The organism is Extensimonas soli, assembly GCF_029211265.1.
GTDB classification, from domain to species: domain Bacteria; phylum Pseudomonadota; class Gammaproteobacteria; order Burkholderiales; family Burkholderiaceae_C; genus Extensimonas; species Extensimonas soli.
The window spans coordinates 25,082-40,694 of sequence record NZ_JARGEL010000028.1; the positions used below are offsets into that span (position 1 = coordinate 25,082).

Here is a 15,613-nt window from a genome sequence, read left to right on the forward strand (position 1 = left end):
TCAGGGCTGCGCGCGCACCCACTCGACGAGGCGCTCGAGCGCCGGGCGCGCGGCCGCGGCGCTGGGGTGATTGACGAGCGCCACGAGCACCCAGCGCCGGCCGCTGGGCGCATCGACGTAGCCGGCGATGGCCACCACGTCGCGCAGGCTGCCCGTCTTGAGGTGCGCCTGGCCCGCGGCGCTGGCCTGGTTGCGGCGCAAGGTGCCATCGACGCCAAGAATGGGCAGCGACGCGGCGAGCTCGGGCATCACGGGCGCGCGCCAGGCGCTTTGCAGCATGCGCCCGAGCGCTTGCGCGCTGACGTGCGCGCTGCGGCTCAGACCGGCGCCGTTGTCGAGCTGCGGCGGCGCGGCGTCGGGCAGGCGTTCCTGCCACCACTGGCGCATGATGGCGCGCGCCCCCTCGCGCGTGGCGACGCCGTTTTTTTGCAGCGCAAGCGTGAGGAAAATCTGCTGCGCCATGACGTTGTTGCTGAACTTGTTCACGTCGCGCACCACCTCGGCCAGCGTGGGCGAACTGGCGCTGAAAATGGGCTGCAGCCCCGCCGGCACGCGCCCATCGCGCACGCCGCCGTCCAACGTTCCTCCGAGTTCGCGCCACAGGCCCGCGATCGCCTGCGCGGCGAAGTTCTGCGGATCGGCCGCCGCCACGGGCCAAACGCGCTCGCCGCAGGCCGCCGGGTAGCTGCCGCGAAAGACGGTGCGCCGCGCATCGGAGAGCTCGGCGCGCAGGCCCGCGCGCCAGTCGCCGCAGGGCGTGCCGGCAGGCGCGAGCGGCACCTGCGTCTGGCGCTGCACGCCCGCAAGCGGCAGGTCGTAGTGGATGCGCGCCACGCCCGCGGCCTCGTCGGGGATGAAGCCCATGCCCACGGCCTGGTAGTTGAGCAGCAGCGCATCGGGCGCGGCGTTGTAGGGGCGCAGCGGCTCGCCGTCGAAGTCGGCCGGGTCTTGCGGCGGCAGCTCGAAGGCCGTGCGGTCGAGCACGATGTCGCCGGCGATGCGCACTATGCCTTGCGCCTGCACGCGCTTGAGCAGCAGCCACAGGCGCTCGGCCACGAGCTTGGGGTCGCCCTGGCCGCGCAGGTACAGGTTGCCGTGCAGCGTGCCGCCCTGCACCGCACCGTCGGCATAGACGGGCGTTTGCCAGATGAAGGACGGCCCGAGCAGGTCGAGCGCCGCGTAAGTGCTGACGAGCTTCATGACCGAAGCCGGGTTCATGGGCACCTGCGCGCGGTACGCCAGGCGCGGCGGCTGGCGCGTGTCCTGCGCGTCAGCCACCCAGACGGCCAGCGCCTCACGCGGCAGCTGCGCACGCGCCAAAGCGGCTTCCACGGCCGCGGGCAAAGCCGATGCAGCTACGGAAGCAGGAGCGCCCGCCGCAGGCTGGGCCCTGGCCGCGCCCAGGCACAAGACCAGCCCCGCCGCAGCCACACAAAAAACCCGCGCGGCCCGCAGCAAAACGCCGGTGCCCACGCAGGTGGTGAAAGAAGAAAGCGCACAGCACATGGGGCGAGTGTAGAACGCCCCCACATGGCCCCGCGCTTGCGGATTGCGCCCGCGCTTCACTCCACCGGCACGGTCATGGGCAGTGGTTTGCCGGGTGCGGCCTTGGGCAGCTCGACGCGCAGCACGCCGTTTTTGTACGTGGCACGGGCCGCGTCGGCGCGCACCGGCACGGGCAGCGGCACCTTGCGCTGAAAGCTGCCATAGGCACACTGCATCACGCGCCAGCGGCCTTGCGTACTTTCGCGCTCGAAGCGCTTCTCACCGCTGATGTCCAGCATGTCGCCGTGCACCTCGATGCGCAGGTCGCTCTTTTCCAGCCCCGGCAGTTCAAGACGCACGACCAGGCGCTCTTCATCCTCGAACAAGTCGGCACCGAGCACGGCCCAGTTGCGCGAGGGCAGGAAGAAGTCTTCGTCCATCTCGAATTTGGCCGGCAGTTGCGTCTGCGCGCCAGGCTTGAAGCGCGTCAAGGCCCCCGCGGCAAAGCGCGTGAGACTGCGCCAGCCTTCGGACAGGTTGTCCCACAGGGCGCCCACGTTTTCCTTCAAGGATTCCACTTTCATCGCAACCTCCGTTTTGTAGAAAAAACGCCTGGCAATCTACCAGGCGTATGCGTCTTCACCCCCAGCAAGTAGCTCAGGCCACCTGCACTTCGATGCGCCGCGGCTGGGCATGCTCGGCCTTGGGGATGCGCAGAGTCAGCACGCCTTGCTCGAACTTGGCCTGCGTCTTGGCGGGATCGAGCTCCTTGGAGAGCGTGAACACGCGGCGGTAGCGCGGCAGGCCGACCTCGGCGTGGCTCGCTTCCATACCCTGAGGCACGTCAAGCGCGAGCTCGCCTTCGATCGTGAGCGTGTCGGACTCGATCTGCAGGCTGAGCTTGTCCTTGGGCACGCCAGGCAGGTCGGCGTACAGGCTGATGCCGCCGGCATCCTCGATCACGTCCACGGGCGGCAGCAGCGTGAAGTCCTCTGGCGCCTTGTCTGCCGCTTGGTTCACCGCGTTCGCTGCGGCTTGGGTGACTTGGTTTTCGCTCATGGTGCAAACCTCCTCAATCATTCGATGGTGATGCGGCGCGGCTGGGCTTCTTCCTTGCGCTGTATGCGCACGTGCAGCACGCCGTCGCGGTACTTGGCGGCCACCGAGGCCGGATCGATGTCGTCAGGCAGCGAGACGACACGGCGGAAACGCCCGGCAAAACGCTCGTTGATGTGCACGGTGGCTTTTTCGGGCACATCGGCAGCCTTGCGCTCGCCCGAGAGCGTCAAAATGCCTTTCTCGATCTGCACGTCCAGACTCGCAGGGTCGAGCCCAGGCGCGAAGGCATAGATTTCCACCGACTGCGGCGTGCCGCCGACGTTGAGCGTCGGAAAGCCGCGCGCCAAGCCTCGAATGCTCGGTCCGAGGCCGAACACCTGCTGCACTTCACGCTGCAGCCGGTCGAGGTCCGCAAACACGGAACTCGGAAAGAGAGAGCGGTAATACATGACTCAGGCTCCTTTCTGTGTTTCAGGCATCAGCGCTGCAAGCAGCGCCATCGTCACGCAAACTATGGTGGCCCGCATTTTTTTCAAGATCGAGTCAGCATAGTGCTGCACTGCGCTTTTTGCACTGCATCAAAATGCGCCCTGCGCCGCTCGGATGCACGGCTCCACCCCGGTGCCGACATTGGGCGGTTTTTCAATGATTTTGCGCTCAAGCGCCCATACATAAAGCGTAAGCAGCTATGATTTTTATATTCCTCCCAGCCGCCATCACGCCATGAAGCTGCTCGCCTTCGACACCAGCACCGACACGCTCAGCATCGCCGTGCAGCACGGCACTGCCCTCTGGGAGCACAGCGGCCCGGGCGGCGCGCAGGCGTCTGCGACGCTGATCCCCACCCTGCGCGCGCTGCTCGCGCAAGCGGGGCTGTCGTTCGACACGCTGGACGCCATCGCCTTCGGACGCGGGCCGGGCTCGTTCACGGGGCTGCGCACGGCCTGCGCGGTGGCGCAGGGGCTGGCGCTGGGTGCGCGGCAAGGCCAGGGCGTGCCCGTGCTGCCCATGGACACCTTGCTCGCCGTGGCCGAAGAGGCACGCCACCAGCACGGCTGCACGCAGGTCGTCGCAGCGCTCGACGCGCGCATGGACGAGGTCTATGTCGCACCGTACCGCTGGAGCGCGGGGCACTGGGAATGCACGCTGCCGGCCCACCTGAGCGCCCCCGAAGCCGTGCCGCTGCCGCCCGGCTGGGCGCTCGCCGGCAATGCCGCCGCCGTGTATGGCGCACGCCTTGCGGCCCACAGCCGCCACGAGAGCGTGGCCGCGCCCGTGTTTGCGGTGCTGCCCACGGCCACGGCGCTGCTGCGCCTGGCGCCGGCGCTGCTCGCCGCCGGTCAGGCCGTGCCCGCGCGCGCCGCGCTGCCGCTCTACCTCCGCGACAAGGTCGCGCAGACCACGGCAGAGCGCGCCGCCGCGCGCCACGCTGCTGCCGCTACGCCATGAACGCCCGGCTCCAAGGCCCTGCCGCACCACAAGCGCCGCACGCGCTGCCGCCCGAGGTGCGCCTGGCGCCGCTCTCGCTCGAGCGGCTCGACGCCGTGCTGGCCATCGAAAACGTCGCCTACTCCCACCCTTGGAGCCGCGGCAACTTCATGGACACGCTCGCGGCCGGCTACCAGGCGCAGGTGTTACTCGGCGGCGATGAAGTCATAGGCTATTACGTCGCCATGCTCGGGGTCGATGAGGCGCACCTGCTCAACCTCACCGTGGCACCGGCGTTCCAGCAGCAAGGCTGGGCGCGCGTGCTGCTGGACGCGCTCGGCCTGTGGGCGCGCGCACGCGGTGCGCAGTGGCTGTGGCTCGAAGTGCGCGTGAGCAACCTGCGCGCCCAAAAAATCTATGCCGCGCACGGCTTTCAGCGCGTGGGCGTGCGCAAGCGCTACTACCCCGCGGCCGGCAGCACACGCGAAGATGCCCTCGTGATGAGCCTGCGCTTGTAGTACCGCTGCGTCGCCTCCTGCCTCGGCCGCCACCTTGCCCGCCACCTCGCCATCTTTCTCGCCCCCGCACGTTTACCATCGCCCCATGAGCCTGCACCTCGATGCGCGCCAGCGCGCCATGCTGCAAGAAATGGGCATTGCCCTGTGGCTGCCGCAGCCCGCGGCCCAGCCCCCGCAGCCTGCACCAGCGGCCCGTCCTGTCCGCCCTGCCCTGGCCGGCACCCCCGTGCCCGGCGCCGCGGCAAACGCGGCCGTGGCTGCGGCCGTGGTCGATGCCGGCGCCCAACCAGAGCGCGCAGCAGCGCCCCCCACCCCGCCACCGCAGCCACGGACGGCAGACGCCATACGCCCCGCCGCCCCGGCCGCAGCGCGCTCTGCCGCGCCGCGCAGCCCGCCGGGCGCACCCGCCACTTCCCGCGCCGGTGCAGCCGCCGACACATTGCCGCCCACCCTGTACGTGCATGCGCTGCAGGCGCTGTACCCGCAGGCCGATGCACAGCAGACGCCACCCGAACTCGGAGCCGGCTGGCTCGTCGTGACCGAAACGCTGCCGCCCACCAACCCGCACGCCGCAGCCGCGCGCAAGCTGCTCGACAACATGCTGCGCGCACTGCGCCTGCACCTGCACCCGCGTGTGTTCCTGCTCGCGCTCGAACGCCCCGCGCCGCACGCCGGCACAGCAGCTGCATCCGCCGCTGCAGGTGCCGATCCAGCCCCCGCGTTGACTGGCAACGTCGCCCCTGTCGCCCCCGTCAGCACCTGCGCGCCCAGCCTCGTCGCCAGCGCCGACATCCCCGCCACACTCGGCGCCGCCGTGGCCGAATTGCAGCCGGCGATGGTGTTGCTGCTGGGCCTGCTGCCCGCGCGCGTGGCGCTGGGGCGCACCGACCCCCTGGGCGCGCTGCGCGCCAGCGCGCACCAGATAGGCCCCGCGCCCGCCGTCGTCAGCTACGCGCCGGACTTCCTGCTGCGCTCCCAGGCCAGCAAGGCCGCCGCCTGGGCCGACCTGTGCCACGCGCTGGCCTTGGTGCGGGGGCGTTGCACATAACGCGGGGCTTCGCTTACCCACTCGCGCGGCCCGTTTTGAGCTACGTCAAGCGCCATTCATAGCAGCGCTTGCTTTTCATCGTCTGTTCTCCTTTCCTGACTTACCATCGAGTCCAATTTCCCCCCAAATACCACCAGCGGTACTCCGTGAACGGTCTTCGCTCCGTGTTGCCCATCACCTGAAAGCACTACGATGCCCCAATCACTTACCACGTCAACTGTCACAAAGATCCTCGGAACCATCCCCCTTGTGCTGTTAGGGGCCATTGGTTATGGCAACCTGTTCGCGCAGGGGCAGCCGCAGCCCCGACCAACGCCCGGCCCGCAGTCCTCCCTCAACGCCTCCGCGCCACAGGTCATTGACGACTTGCCCGCAAGTTACGCGGCTGGCCTGGATGCTTCAACCAAGACTTTGGTCGATAAAGGCCGTTACGTTGCACGCCAGGGCGACTGCGTGGCTTGTCATACGGGCGACAAGAGCAAACCTTTGGCGGGCGGACTGGCGCTGACCACACCTTTTGGCAAGTTGTATTCGACCAACATCACCCCCGACCCGAAAACCGGCATCGGCCGCTACAGCTTCGAGCAGTTCGAGCGCGTGATGCGCAAAGGCGTTGCGTCGGACGGCCACAACCTCTATCCAGCCATGCCCTATCCGTCGTATGCCAAGATGTCGACGGACGATCTGAAAGCGCTCTACGCCTACCTCATGAAAGGCGTCAAGCCAGTCGAACAAGCCAACCTGCCTTTGGGTATGTCGTTTCCATTCAACCAGCGCTGGGGGATTGCTCTGTGGAACTGGGCATTTCTCGACGAAAAGCCCTTCGAGTCCAACCCGCAGCAAAGCGCGCAATGGAATCGCGGGGCTTACATCGTTCAGGGCGCAGGCCATTGCGGCGCCTGCCACACGCCGCGGGGCATAGGTTTTCAAGAAAAGGCCATGTCCGAAGCCGGCCCCAAGGGTATTTACTATCTGGCTGGCGAGACAGTGGAAAACTGGCGCGCCCTGAGTCTGCGCGGATTGTGGACCCCGGAAGAAACGGCTGAAATGCTCAAAACGGGGCGCAATCGCCACGGCGCCGTCGCAGGCAACATGGTTGACGTGGTGCAGCACAGCACACAATACTTTACCGATAGTGATCTGCTGGCGATCGGCATCTACCTCAAGTCGCTGCCGCCCAGCGAATATGACAAGCCCATGCAGGTGGCGCCAAATCCCACTTTAGCCATTGCGCCTCCAGCCCGTCAGGGCCCTATAGCGCGGGCCGCGAACGTGCCCGTTGATCTTTATACGAGCCGCGGTGGCCTGGGTTATCTGCAGTTCTGCAACGATTGTCATCGCAGCGACGGCGCAGGGGTGGCAGGAGTATTTCCACCCCTCAGCGACAATCCTGCGTTGCAGCAAGACAATCCCGCAACCTTCGTGCACATCATGCTCACAGGGTCGAAATCGGCACAAACACAAACTTATGCGCGTGTATTGACCATGCCCTCTTTCTCCCGCCTGAGCAACGAGGAAATTGCCGAGATCGGCAATTTTGTTCGCAAGAGCTGGGGGCGCTCCGAGTCCAAGCCGATCACGACAGAAGTGGTGGCCGATATGCGCAAAGAGCTGGATGTCAAAAAAATCGACAACCGCAAATTCGAAACGCCGCGGCTTGCCAACATGCTCAAGGAATCCAATGCACCGCAACTGGTGCAGGGCGCGCGCCTGAATCTCGAAACGCGCGATCTGCTGCCTCACAACGTCGGCAATGCGCTCAATTGCACCAGTTGCCATTTGAACGCTGGCACGGTGGCTGACGGCTCGCCCTACGTCGGCGTCTCTGCCTTCTTTCCGAGTTATGCACCACGTTCTGGCCGGGTGATTACTCTGGCCGATCGCATCAATGGTTGCTTCCTGCGTTCTATGAATGGCAAGGCTTTGCCCGTGGATTCCGCAGAAATGAAAGCCATGATCGCCTACTTCGACTGGATGAAACGCGAAACCAAGCCAGAAGACAAAGTGGAAGGCCGCGGCGTGGGCAAGATTGATACGAAACTCATTCCCAACGTTGCCAACGGCAAGCAAATTTACACAAATCAGTGCGCGCTATGCCATGGCAAGGACGGCGAGGGCATTCAAAATGCAGGGCGCTGGATCTATCCGCCGCTGTGGGGCGACCAGTCTTTCAACATCGGCGCTGGAATGGCGCGCACCTATACGGCCGCTGCCTTCGTCAAACGCAACATGCCCATTGCGTTCCATGACAATTTCCCATTAGGGCAAGGTGGACTGACAGACCAAGAGGCCGTTGATGTCGCCGAATACTTTACCCACATGCCGCGGCCAGACTTTGCCGCCAAGGCAAAAGATTGGCCAAAGGACAAAAAACCTTTCGACGCTCGATATTGAGACCAGCTATTGAGATATGGACGTCTGAATTGGCGCTTGCTTGCGCCTGCCCGACTTGCGCAAGTGGGGAAAGATCATGCCCCTTTCTCACACAGGACACGCAATATTTTTTCAAGCGGCGCTAATGCAGCTTTCGGATTTTTTTCGATCTGCGCGCGCACGATCGCGCCATCCACTGCAATCGCTGCTGCCTGAGCAAGTTCGGCACGTGCTTCATTGGCAGGAAGCAGGGCGGCGATTGCGTCCTCCATGTCTTTTTTATGGCGTAAAACGGTAGCTGTCACCCATGGTTGCGTGCCGCCGAGTTCGACCGCGCTGTTGATGAACGCGCAACCTCGATAGTGGGGATCGCCAAACCATTCGGTCAGCGCAAAAACGACGGGCTCGAGAAGATATTGCCGATTTGTGGGCGCCCGCTCCAACGCCTCCTTGAACCATGCAAGCCATTTTTGGTGCCGATACTCGAGAAAGGCAGCCACCAAGTCGTTCTTGCCTGGGAAGTGCCGATAAAAGGTCACTTTGGTGACCCCGGCCTGCTGGATGACGCGATCCACCCCGGTTGCGCGTATGCCTTCCCGGTAAAACAGATCATGCGCAGCCAGAAGAATGCGCTCACGTGCGGGCAGTCCTGCCGCGGATGGTTTTTCTTGCTGCACTGCTACCTCCCATGTAGACAGACCTGTCCACATCTTCTATCCTCCGCAATGTAGACAGATTCGTCTACATCAAACTCATGCAGGAGGTGGTTCATGTCGTTCATCGAATTCAAAAAAGGGGGCGGCGCGGCAACTGCAGCGGCACCCAGTTGGAAAAACATTGCGCTGGCATGGCTAGGCGGCGCACTCGCCATTGCGGTCATCGCCAAGACGGGGGAATGGGCGTCCCTGCCATTGATCCTCGGCTCCTTCGGCGCGTCCTGCGTGTTGGTGTTCGGCTTTCCAGACTTGCCATTTTCGCAACCCCGCAATGTGCTGATCGGGCATCTTTTGAGCTCTTTCATCGGCTTGGTGTTCCTGAAGCTGCTCGGCGCACACTGGTGGGCATTGGCGCTTGCCGTTGGCACAGCGATCTCTGCCATGATGTGGACGCGCACCGTGCACCCCCCAGCGGGCTCCAATCCGGTCATCGTATTTTTGTCGCAGCCCTCCTGGAGCTTTTTATGGTTCCCGACGCTGACAGGGGCACTCATCCTTGTGGTCGTTGCCCTGGCTTACAACAACGTCACCCGAGGGACGAAATATCCCAAATACTGGTGACCATACTCCGGACGGGGTATGACACGGTAGTCACTCCTGTGAATCCTGCTCCCCGGCGCGCAGGTATCATGCCGCGATCTCACTTTTCAGGAGCGCTCGCATGGCCCTCATGGACTTCATCAAGAAACAGTTCATCGACGTCATCCAATGGACCGAGTCGGGCGACGGCACGCTGGCCTGGCGCTTTCCGATGGCGGGCATGGAGATTCAGAACGGCGCCATGCTCACGGTGCGCGAATCGCAGGTGGCGGTGTTCGTCAACGAGGGGCAGGTGGCCGACGTGTTTGGCCCCGGCATGCACAAGCTCGGCACCCAGACGCTGCCGGTGCTGACCTACCTGAAGAACTGGGACAAGCTCTTCGAGTCGCCCTTCAAGAGCGACGTGTATTTCTTCAGCACGCGCCAGCAGCTCGACCAGAAATGGGGCACGCCGCAGCCCATCAGCATCCGCGACCAGGACTTCGGCGCCGTGCGCCTGCGCGCCTTTGGCAACTATGCGTACCGCATTGCCGACCCCAAGGCCTTCCACATCAACGTCTCGGGCACGCGCGACAGCTACACCACGGCCGACCTGGACGGGCAGCTGCGCGGGCTGGTGCTGCAAAACATCAGCAACGCCATTGCCGCAAGCGGCCTGCCCTTTTTGGACCTGGCGGCCAACCAGAGCATGTTTGCCGAGGCGCTCGCGCGGCAGTTGCAGCCTGAATTTGCCAAGCTCGGGCTGCAGCTCGACGGCTTTACGGTGCAAAGCGTGTCGCTGCCCGAAGAGCTGCAAAAAATCCTCGACCAGAAAATCGGCATGGGCATGGTCGGCAACGACATGGGCAAATTCATGCAGTACCAGACCGCGCAGGCCATCCCCAAACTGGCCGAAACCGCAGGCGCGGGCGGCGGCATTGCGGGCGATGCGATGGGCCTGGGTGCCGGCGTGGCGCTGGGGCAGGTGCTGGCGCAAAACCTGCAGGCCGGGCTGCAAGGGGGTGCCCCTGCCGCCACCGCCGCCCCAGCCGCCGCGCCCGCGGGCGTGAAGCCCGAAGAGGTGATGACCACGCTGGAAAAGCTCGCCGAGCTCCAGTCCAAGGGCATCCTGACGCAGCAGGAGTTCGACGCGAAGAAGGCCGAGCTGCTGAAAAAGCTCGTCTGAGGGCCCGCCGCCGCTGCGCTATTGTTTGAGTAGCTGCTAACCGTTGTCTTACCTTCACTACAGCCCCAAAACGTTCGAAATTTGCCGATGGCCCTTGACGCGACCCAGCGCCACTACCGCGCGCCCTGCCCTGGCTGCGGCGCGCCGGTGGAGTTTCGCAGCGCGCAAAGCACGCATGCGGTCTGCGCCTATTGCCAGAGCACGGTGGTGCGCAGCGGCGAGGTGCTGGCGCGCCTGGGCAAGATGGCCGAGCTGTTCGACGACCACAGCCCGCTGCAGCTGGGCGCGAGCGGGCGCTTTCAGGAGGGCGGCAAGGCGCTGGCCTTCACCCTCGTCGGACGGCTGCAATACAAGTCCTCCACGGGCGTGTGGAGCGAGTGGTACGCGCTGCTGGAAGACGACAGTATCGCCTGGCTGGCCGAAGACAACGGCGCCTACGTCTTCACGTGGCCGCTGGCGCCCACGCGGCCCCTGCCCGACGCGGCACGGTTTCGCGTGGGCACGGGCACGGCGATCGAGGGCAAGCCATTCAGCGTCACCTTCAGCGAGCAGGTCGCGCTGATCGCGGCGCAGGGCGAGCTGCCCAAGCTGCCGCCGCTGGGCGTGCCCTTTGCCGTGGTCGAACTGCGCAGCGCCGACGGCGAGGTGCTGAGCCTCGAATACAACCCGGCAAGCGCGGGCGTGCCGCCCGCCAGTACGGCGGCGCCAGACCTGGCCGCCCCTGCGCCCCCGCAACCTGCCGCACCCAGCGTCTCGCGCGGGCGCGCCGTGCTGCTCGAAGAACTGCAGCTGCAGGGCCTCAAGGACGAATCCGCGCGCGAAGAAAAGGCGCGCCAGTTCAGTTGTCCGCACTGCGGCGCACCGGTGCAGGTGCAGCTCGAACGCAGCAAAAGCGTCACCTGCAGCGCCTGCCACAGCATCATCGACCTGAGCCAGGGCCTGGGCGGCGAGCTGCGCCACGCCCAGCAGGACGAGCCCGTGCAGCCGCTCATCCCCCTGGGCGCGACCGGCCAGCTGCAGGGCGTGCCATGGCAGGTGGTGGGGTTTCAGCACCGCATGGGGCAGGTGGCCGGCGAGGACGAGCTGTTCGGCTGGGACGAATACCTGCTCTACCACCGCCAGCGCGGGTTTGGCTTTCTGGTGGACTCCACCGAGGGCTGGAGCCTGGTGCGACCCACCACGGGCGCCCCCACGCTCGCGGGCAGCAATGCGCGCACCGCCACGTATTTGGGCAGCACCTACACCCTGCAATACAGCTACGAGGCCGAAACCACCTACGTCGCGGGCGAGTTTTACTGGCCCGTGGCGCGCGGCCAAAAAACCTTCAACCGCGACTTCGCCAGCGCCAAGGGCCTGCTAAACATGGAACAGACCGCGACCGAGGTCACCTGGTCGGCCGGCAGCAGGCTCAGCAGCGACACCGTGGCCCAGGCCTTCGGTCTGCAGGGCCAGGCCGCCATGTTCCGGCGCGACGATGTCAAGCCCTTTTCCGCCGCGCCCCAGCTCAGCCTGCGCACCATCGTGATCGTGGTGCTGCTGCTCATCGTGCTGCTCATCCTCCTGCGCTCGTGCGGCCCCGCGTCCGTGGGCAGCGGCATACGCAGCGCGGGCGGCTCGTATGGCGGCTATTCGAGCGGAGGCGGACACAAGTGAGCGCACCCATTTTTTCCCTCTGGACTTACGCAAACAAGGAAGCAGCAAAGTGTTTTGCCATGGGGCGCTCGCTTTGCCTGCCCCCGATTTGCGTAAGTCATGTCCCGTTTCCCAGGAGGTTTCCATGGAACTTGAATGGCTCAAGCCTGCGGCATTCTTCGGCTCGGTGGTGTACGCGCTGATCGGCGTCGTCGTTTTCTGGCTCTGCTTCGTCGTCATCGACAAGATCACGCCCTACGACCTGTGGGCCGAAATCGTCGAAAAGCAAAACCGCGCGCTGGCCCTGGTCGTGGCCGCAATGTGCCTGGGCATATCGATCATCGTGGCGGCGGCGATCCACGGGTGATGATTTTGCTCCGACTGCGCAGACGCGGACGCACGCCCCGCCGCGCCAGCGTGGGCTGTGTCCGGCCTGCCCGCTCTTTCTGACATGAGCCCCGACACCATCACTGCAACCCACCCAAGCGCTGCCTCCGCCCCGCGCCCCGTCGAAATCGCCCTGCTCGCGAGCGTCTTCGTGGTGGCGGCGTGCGGACTGCTGTACGAGCTCGTGGCGGGCACGCTCGCGTCCTACCTGCTGGGCGACTCGGTGCTGCAGTTTTCCACCATCATCGGCAGCTACCTGTTCGCGATGGGCCTGGGCTCGTACCTGTCGCGCTTTTTCGAGCGCCAGCTGCCCGCGCATTTCCTGCGCATCGAGCTGCTCGTGGCGCTCGCGGGCGGCATGCTGCCGGCGCTGCTGTTTCTGGCCAATGCCTACGTGCCGGGCGCGTTCCGCTTTGTGCTCTACACGCTGGTGCTGCTCGTGGGCATGCTCGTGGGGCTGGAGATTCCGCTCGTCATGCGCATGCTGCGGCGCCATGTGGCGCTGCGGGACCTGGTCTCGCAGGTGCTCACCTTCGACTATCTGGGCGCGCTTGCGGTGTCGCTCGCGTTTCCGCTGCTGCTGGTGCCGCGGCTCGGGCTGGTGCGCACGGGGCTGCTGTTCGGGCTCATGAACGCCGGCGTGGCGCTGTGGACGCTGTGGATGTTCCGCCACGAGCTGCGCCACCTGCGCGCGCATGCGCTGGCCGGCCTGCTGACCTGCGCGGCGCTGGGCGCGGCCCTGTTCGGCGCCGAGCGCATCAGCACCCTGGCCGAAGACAAGTTCTACCAGGCCCCCATTGTCTTTGCCGCCTCTTCGCCCTACCAGCGCATCGTGGTCACACACGGGCGCGCCGGCTACCGCCTGTTTCTCAATGGCAACCTGCAGTTCGCGCAGCAGGACGAATACCGCTACCACGAAGCCCTGGTACACCCCGCGATGGCCGCCCACGGCGCCCCGCGGCGCGTGGCCGTGCTCGGCGGCGGCGACGGCATGGCGGTGCGCGAAATCCTCAAGTACCCTTCAGTGCAGGAAGTCGTGCTGGTGGAGCTAGACCCGCGCATGACGCAGCTCTTTTCCACGCACGAGGCGCTGGCCGCGCTCAACCACTACGCGCTGCGCTCGCCCAAGGTCAAAATCATCAACACCGACGCCTTCCAATGGCTGCAGGACGGAAACGATACCTTCGACGTGATCGTGGTGGACTTTCCCGACCCGACGAACTTCGCCATCGGCAAGCTCTACACCCACAGTTTCTACGCCCTGCTCGAGCAGCGCCTGGCCGCGAGCGGCTACGCCGTGATCCAGACCACCTCGCCGCTGGTGGCGCGCCAGAGCTTCTGGACCGTGGTGCAGACCGTCGAATCGGTCGGCCTGCGCGCCACGCCCTACCATGCGCACGTGCCCAGCTTTGGCGAATGGGGCTTCATCCTCGCCAGCCACCGTCCCTGGCGCCCGCCCGAAGCCCTGCCCGCAGGCCTGCGTTTTCTGAGCGTGGCGACGCTGCCGCTGCTGTTCGACTTCCCGCTCGACATGGCGCGCGTGCCCGCCGAGGTCAACCGCCTGTCGAATCAGGTGCTGGTGACGCGCTACGAGCAAGAGTGGGGGAAGGTGGCGAGTCACTGATGCAGCGCCGCGCGTTTTTGCACCTGCCTGCAGCCGCGCTTGCTCTGAGCGGCTGCGAACCCGCGCCCGCCATCACCGGCGGCTTTACCGGCATCAACGTCGCGCGCGGCCATGCGTTGCGCGATCTGGGCACGCCGCCCGCGCCGCGGGCCACACGGCGCACGCAGGTCGTCATCGCGGGTGCGGGCGTGGCCGGGCTCGCGGCGGCGCGGGCGCTGCGCCTGCGCGGCATCGAGGACTTCGTGCTGCTGGAGCTGGAGGACGATGCCGGCGGCAACGCGCGCGGCGCTGCGGTGGGCGGCATCGCCTGCCCGCAGGGGGCGCATTACCTGCCGCTGCCAGGTGCAGATGCGCACGAGGTGCAAGACCTGCTCGAAGAATTCGGCCTGCGCCGGCGCGTGGCCGGGCGCTGGCAGTACGACGAACTCTCCTTGTGCCACAGCCCGCAGGAGCGGCTTTTCTTTCGCGGCGCGTGGCAAGAGGGCCTGCTGCCACTGGCCGGCGTGGGCGCCGACACGCTCGCGCAGTACCGGCGCTTTGCCGCGCAGGTGGATGCGCTTGCGCGCGCGAGCCGTTTTTGCATTCCGGCACTGCGCGCGCCCTTCACTGCGCAGCATGCGGCGCTCGATGCGCAAACGGCCGACGCCTGGCTGCGCGCCCAGGGCCTGACCGATGTGCATCTGCGCTGGTACCTCGACTACTGCTGCCGCGACGACTACGGTGCGGGGCTGCAGCGCGTGTCCGCCTGGGCCTGCATCCACTACTTCGCGAGCCGCCACGGCTTTCGCGCCCCGCAGGCCAGCGCGACCCCCGAAGACCTGGGCGCCCAAGGCGGCGCCGATACCGAGAACGACGCCGTGCTCACCTGGCCCGAGGGCAACGCCTGGCTCACACGCCGGCTTGCCGCGCCCTTGGGCGAGCGCCTGCACACCGGCCACAGCGTGCTGCGCATCCGCACGGAGCGCCACGGCGTGGCCGTCGATGCGCTGCGCCATGCCGACGGCAGCGTCGTGCGCTGGCAGGCCGCGCAGTGCATCGTCACGCTGCCGGCGTTCGTCGCCGCGCGCGTGATCGAGCAGCCGCCGGCCTGGCTCGTGGACATTGCGCGAAACCTGGCCTACGCCCCGTGGCTGGTGGCCAACCTGCACCTGGCGGCGCCGCTGCAAGACCGCCCCGGCGCTGCGCCGGCCTGGGACAGCGTGGTCTATGGCGAGCCCGGCGGGGGCCTGGGCTACGTCGATGCGCGCCACCAGAGCCTGGACCCGCGCCCCGGCCCCACGGTGCTCAGCTACTACCGCGCGCTCGGTGACCTGCCCGGCGCGCGCCAGCAGCTCCTGACGCAGCCCTGGGGCCACTGGCGCGACGCCATCCTGGCCGCACTGGCCGCGCCCCACCCCGATTTGGCGCAGCGCCTCACGCGCCTGGACATCACCCGCTACGGCCACGCCATGGCCATCCCGCAGCCCGGCACGCTGCGCCGGCTGCGTCAACTCTCAGCCGCCATCACGGACGCACGTGGCGCGCAAACCGCAAATGTGCGCAGTGGCCGCCTGCACTTCGCCCACGCCGACTGGTCCGGCTATTCGATCTTCGAGGAAGCCTTCACGCGCGGCCATGCAGCGGGCAGCGCGGTGTGAA

Annotated in this window: 15 protein-coding genes; 10 read left to right on the forward strand and 5 right to left on the reverse strand. The window is 66.3% G+C overall.

All coding sequences use genetic code 11. The annotated features are described in order from the left end of the window. The 4 genes from dacB to PYV55_RS12955 all read right to left on the reverse strand — a co-directional run bounded on the left by dacB (position 1) and on the right by PYV55_RS12955 (position 2,993). Positions 1-1,506: a D-alanyl-D-alanine carboxypeptidase/D-alanyl-D-alanine endopeptidase gene (gene dacB, locus PYV55_RS12940; RefSeq protein ID WP_275851893.1), complete on the reverse strand. Its 1,506-nt coding sequence runs from the start codon at positions 1,504-1,506 to the stop codon at positions 1-3. Between the two features lie 56 nt (positions 1,507-1,562). Continuing rightward, positions 1,563-2,069: an Hsp20/alpha crystallin family protein gene (locus PYV55_RS12945; RefSeq protein WP_275851894.1), complete on the reverse strand. Its 507-nt coding sequence runs from the start codon at positions 2,067-2,069 to the stop codon at positions 1,563-1,565. A gap of 73 nt (positions 2,070-2,142) precedes the next feature. Further along, a complete protein-coding gene (locus PYV55_RS12950; protein ID WP_275851896.1) occupies positions 2,143-2,544 on the reverse strand; it encodes an Hsp20/alpha crystallin family protein in 402 nt (133 codons plus the stop codon). A 17-nt stretch (positions 2,545-2,561) separates the two neighbouring features. After that, a complete protein-coding gene (locus PYV55_RS12955) occupies positions 2,562-2,993 on the reverse strand; it encodes an Hsp20/alpha crystallin family protein (RefSeq protein WP_275851898.1) in 432 nt (143 codons plus the stop codon). A 274-nt stretch (positions 2,994-3,267) separates the two neighbouring features. Between PYV55_RS12955 and tsaB the strand changes: the two genes are divergently transcribed. From tsaB to PYV55_RS12975, 4 genes are all read left to right on the forward strand, one after another. After that, positions 3,268-3,993 carry a tRNA (adenosine(37)-N6)-threonylcarbamoyltransferase complex dimerization subunit type 1 TsaB gene (gene tsaB / locus PYV55_RS12960; protein ID WP_275851900.1) on the forward strand — a complete coding sequence of 242 codons (726 nt, stop codon included), beginning with the start codon at positions 3,268-3,270 and terminating at the stop codon, positions 3,991-3,993. Beyond that, a complete protein-coding gene (gene rimI, locus PYV55_RS12965) occupies positions 3,990-4,490 on the forward strand; it encodes a ribosomal protein S18-alanine N-acetyltransferase (RefSeq protein WP_275851901.1) in 501 nt (166 codons plus the stop codon). Before tsaB ends, rimI begins: the two co-directional genes overlap by 4 nt. Before the next feature lie 85 nt (positions 4,491-4,575). Continuing rightward, on the forward strand, positions 4,576-5,538 hold the full coding sequence (locus tag PYV55_RS12970) for a uracil-DNA glycosylase family protein (RefSeq protein ID WP_275851903.1): 963 nt from the start codon (positions 4,576-4,578) through the stop codon (positions 5,536-5,538). 192 nt (positions 5,539-5,730) lie between these two features. After that, entirely contained in the window at positions 5,731-7,932 is a 2,202-nt protein-coding gene (locus tag PYV55_RS12975) for a c-type cytochrome (protein ID WP_275851905.1), read from the forward strand. Between the two features lie 74 nt (positions 7,933-8,006). Here PYV55_RS12975 and PYV55_RS12980 read toward each other — a convergent pair whose 3' ends face one another. Further along, entirely contained in the window at positions 8,007-8,588 is a 582-nt protein-coding gene (locus PYV55_RS12980; protein ID WP_275851908.1) for a TetR/AcrR family transcriptional regulator, read from the reverse strand. 93 nt (positions 8,589-8,681) lie between these two features. Here PYV55_RS12980 and PYV55_RS12985 point away from each other — a divergent pair, with 93 nt between their 5' ends. From PYV55_RS12985 to PYV55_RS13010, 6 genes are all read left to right on the forward strand, one after another. Next, positions 8,682-9,188, forward strand: a complete 507-nt coding sequence (locus tag PYV55_RS12985) for an HPP family protein (protein ID WP_275851911.1) — start codon at positions 8,682-8,684, stop codon at positions 9,186-9,188. A gap of 100 nt (positions 9,189-9,288) precedes the next feature. Further along, positions 9,289-10,332, forward strand: a complete 1,044-nt coding sequence (locus PYV55_RS12990; RefSeq protein ID WP_275851912.1) for an SPFH domain-containing protein — start codon at positions 9,289-9,291, stop codon at positions 10,330-10,332. A gap of 87 nt (positions 10,333-10,419) precedes the next feature. Beyond that, positions 10,420-11,985, forward strand: coding sequence for a DUF4178 domain-containing protein (locus tag PYV55_RS12995; protein ID WP_275851915.1), 1,566 nt, complete (start codon positions 10,420-10,422; stop codon positions 11,983-11,985). A 124-nt stretch (positions 11,986-12,109) separates the two neighbouring features. Then, complete coding sequence (locus tag PYV55_RS13000; RefSeq protein WP_275851918.1) at positions 12,110-12,331, forward strand: DUF350 domain-containing protein; 222 nt, start codon at positions 12,110-12,112, stop codon at positions 12,329-12,331. 84 nt (positions 12,332-12,415) lie between these two features. Beyond that, entirely contained in the window at positions 12,416-13,975 is a 1,560-nt protein-coding gene (locus tag PYV55_RS13005; RefSeq protein WP_275851920.1) for a polyamine aminopropyltransferase, read from the forward strand. Beyond that, complete coding sequence (locus PYV55_RS13010; protein ID WP_275851922.1) at positions 13,975-15,612, forward strand: FAD-dependent oxidoreductase; 1,638 nt, start codon at positions 13,975-13,977, stop codon at positions 15,610-15,612. Before PYV55_RS13005 ends, PYV55_RS13010 begins: the two co-directional genes overlap by 1 nt. The last annotated feature ends 1 nt before the right edge of the window (position 15,613 follow it).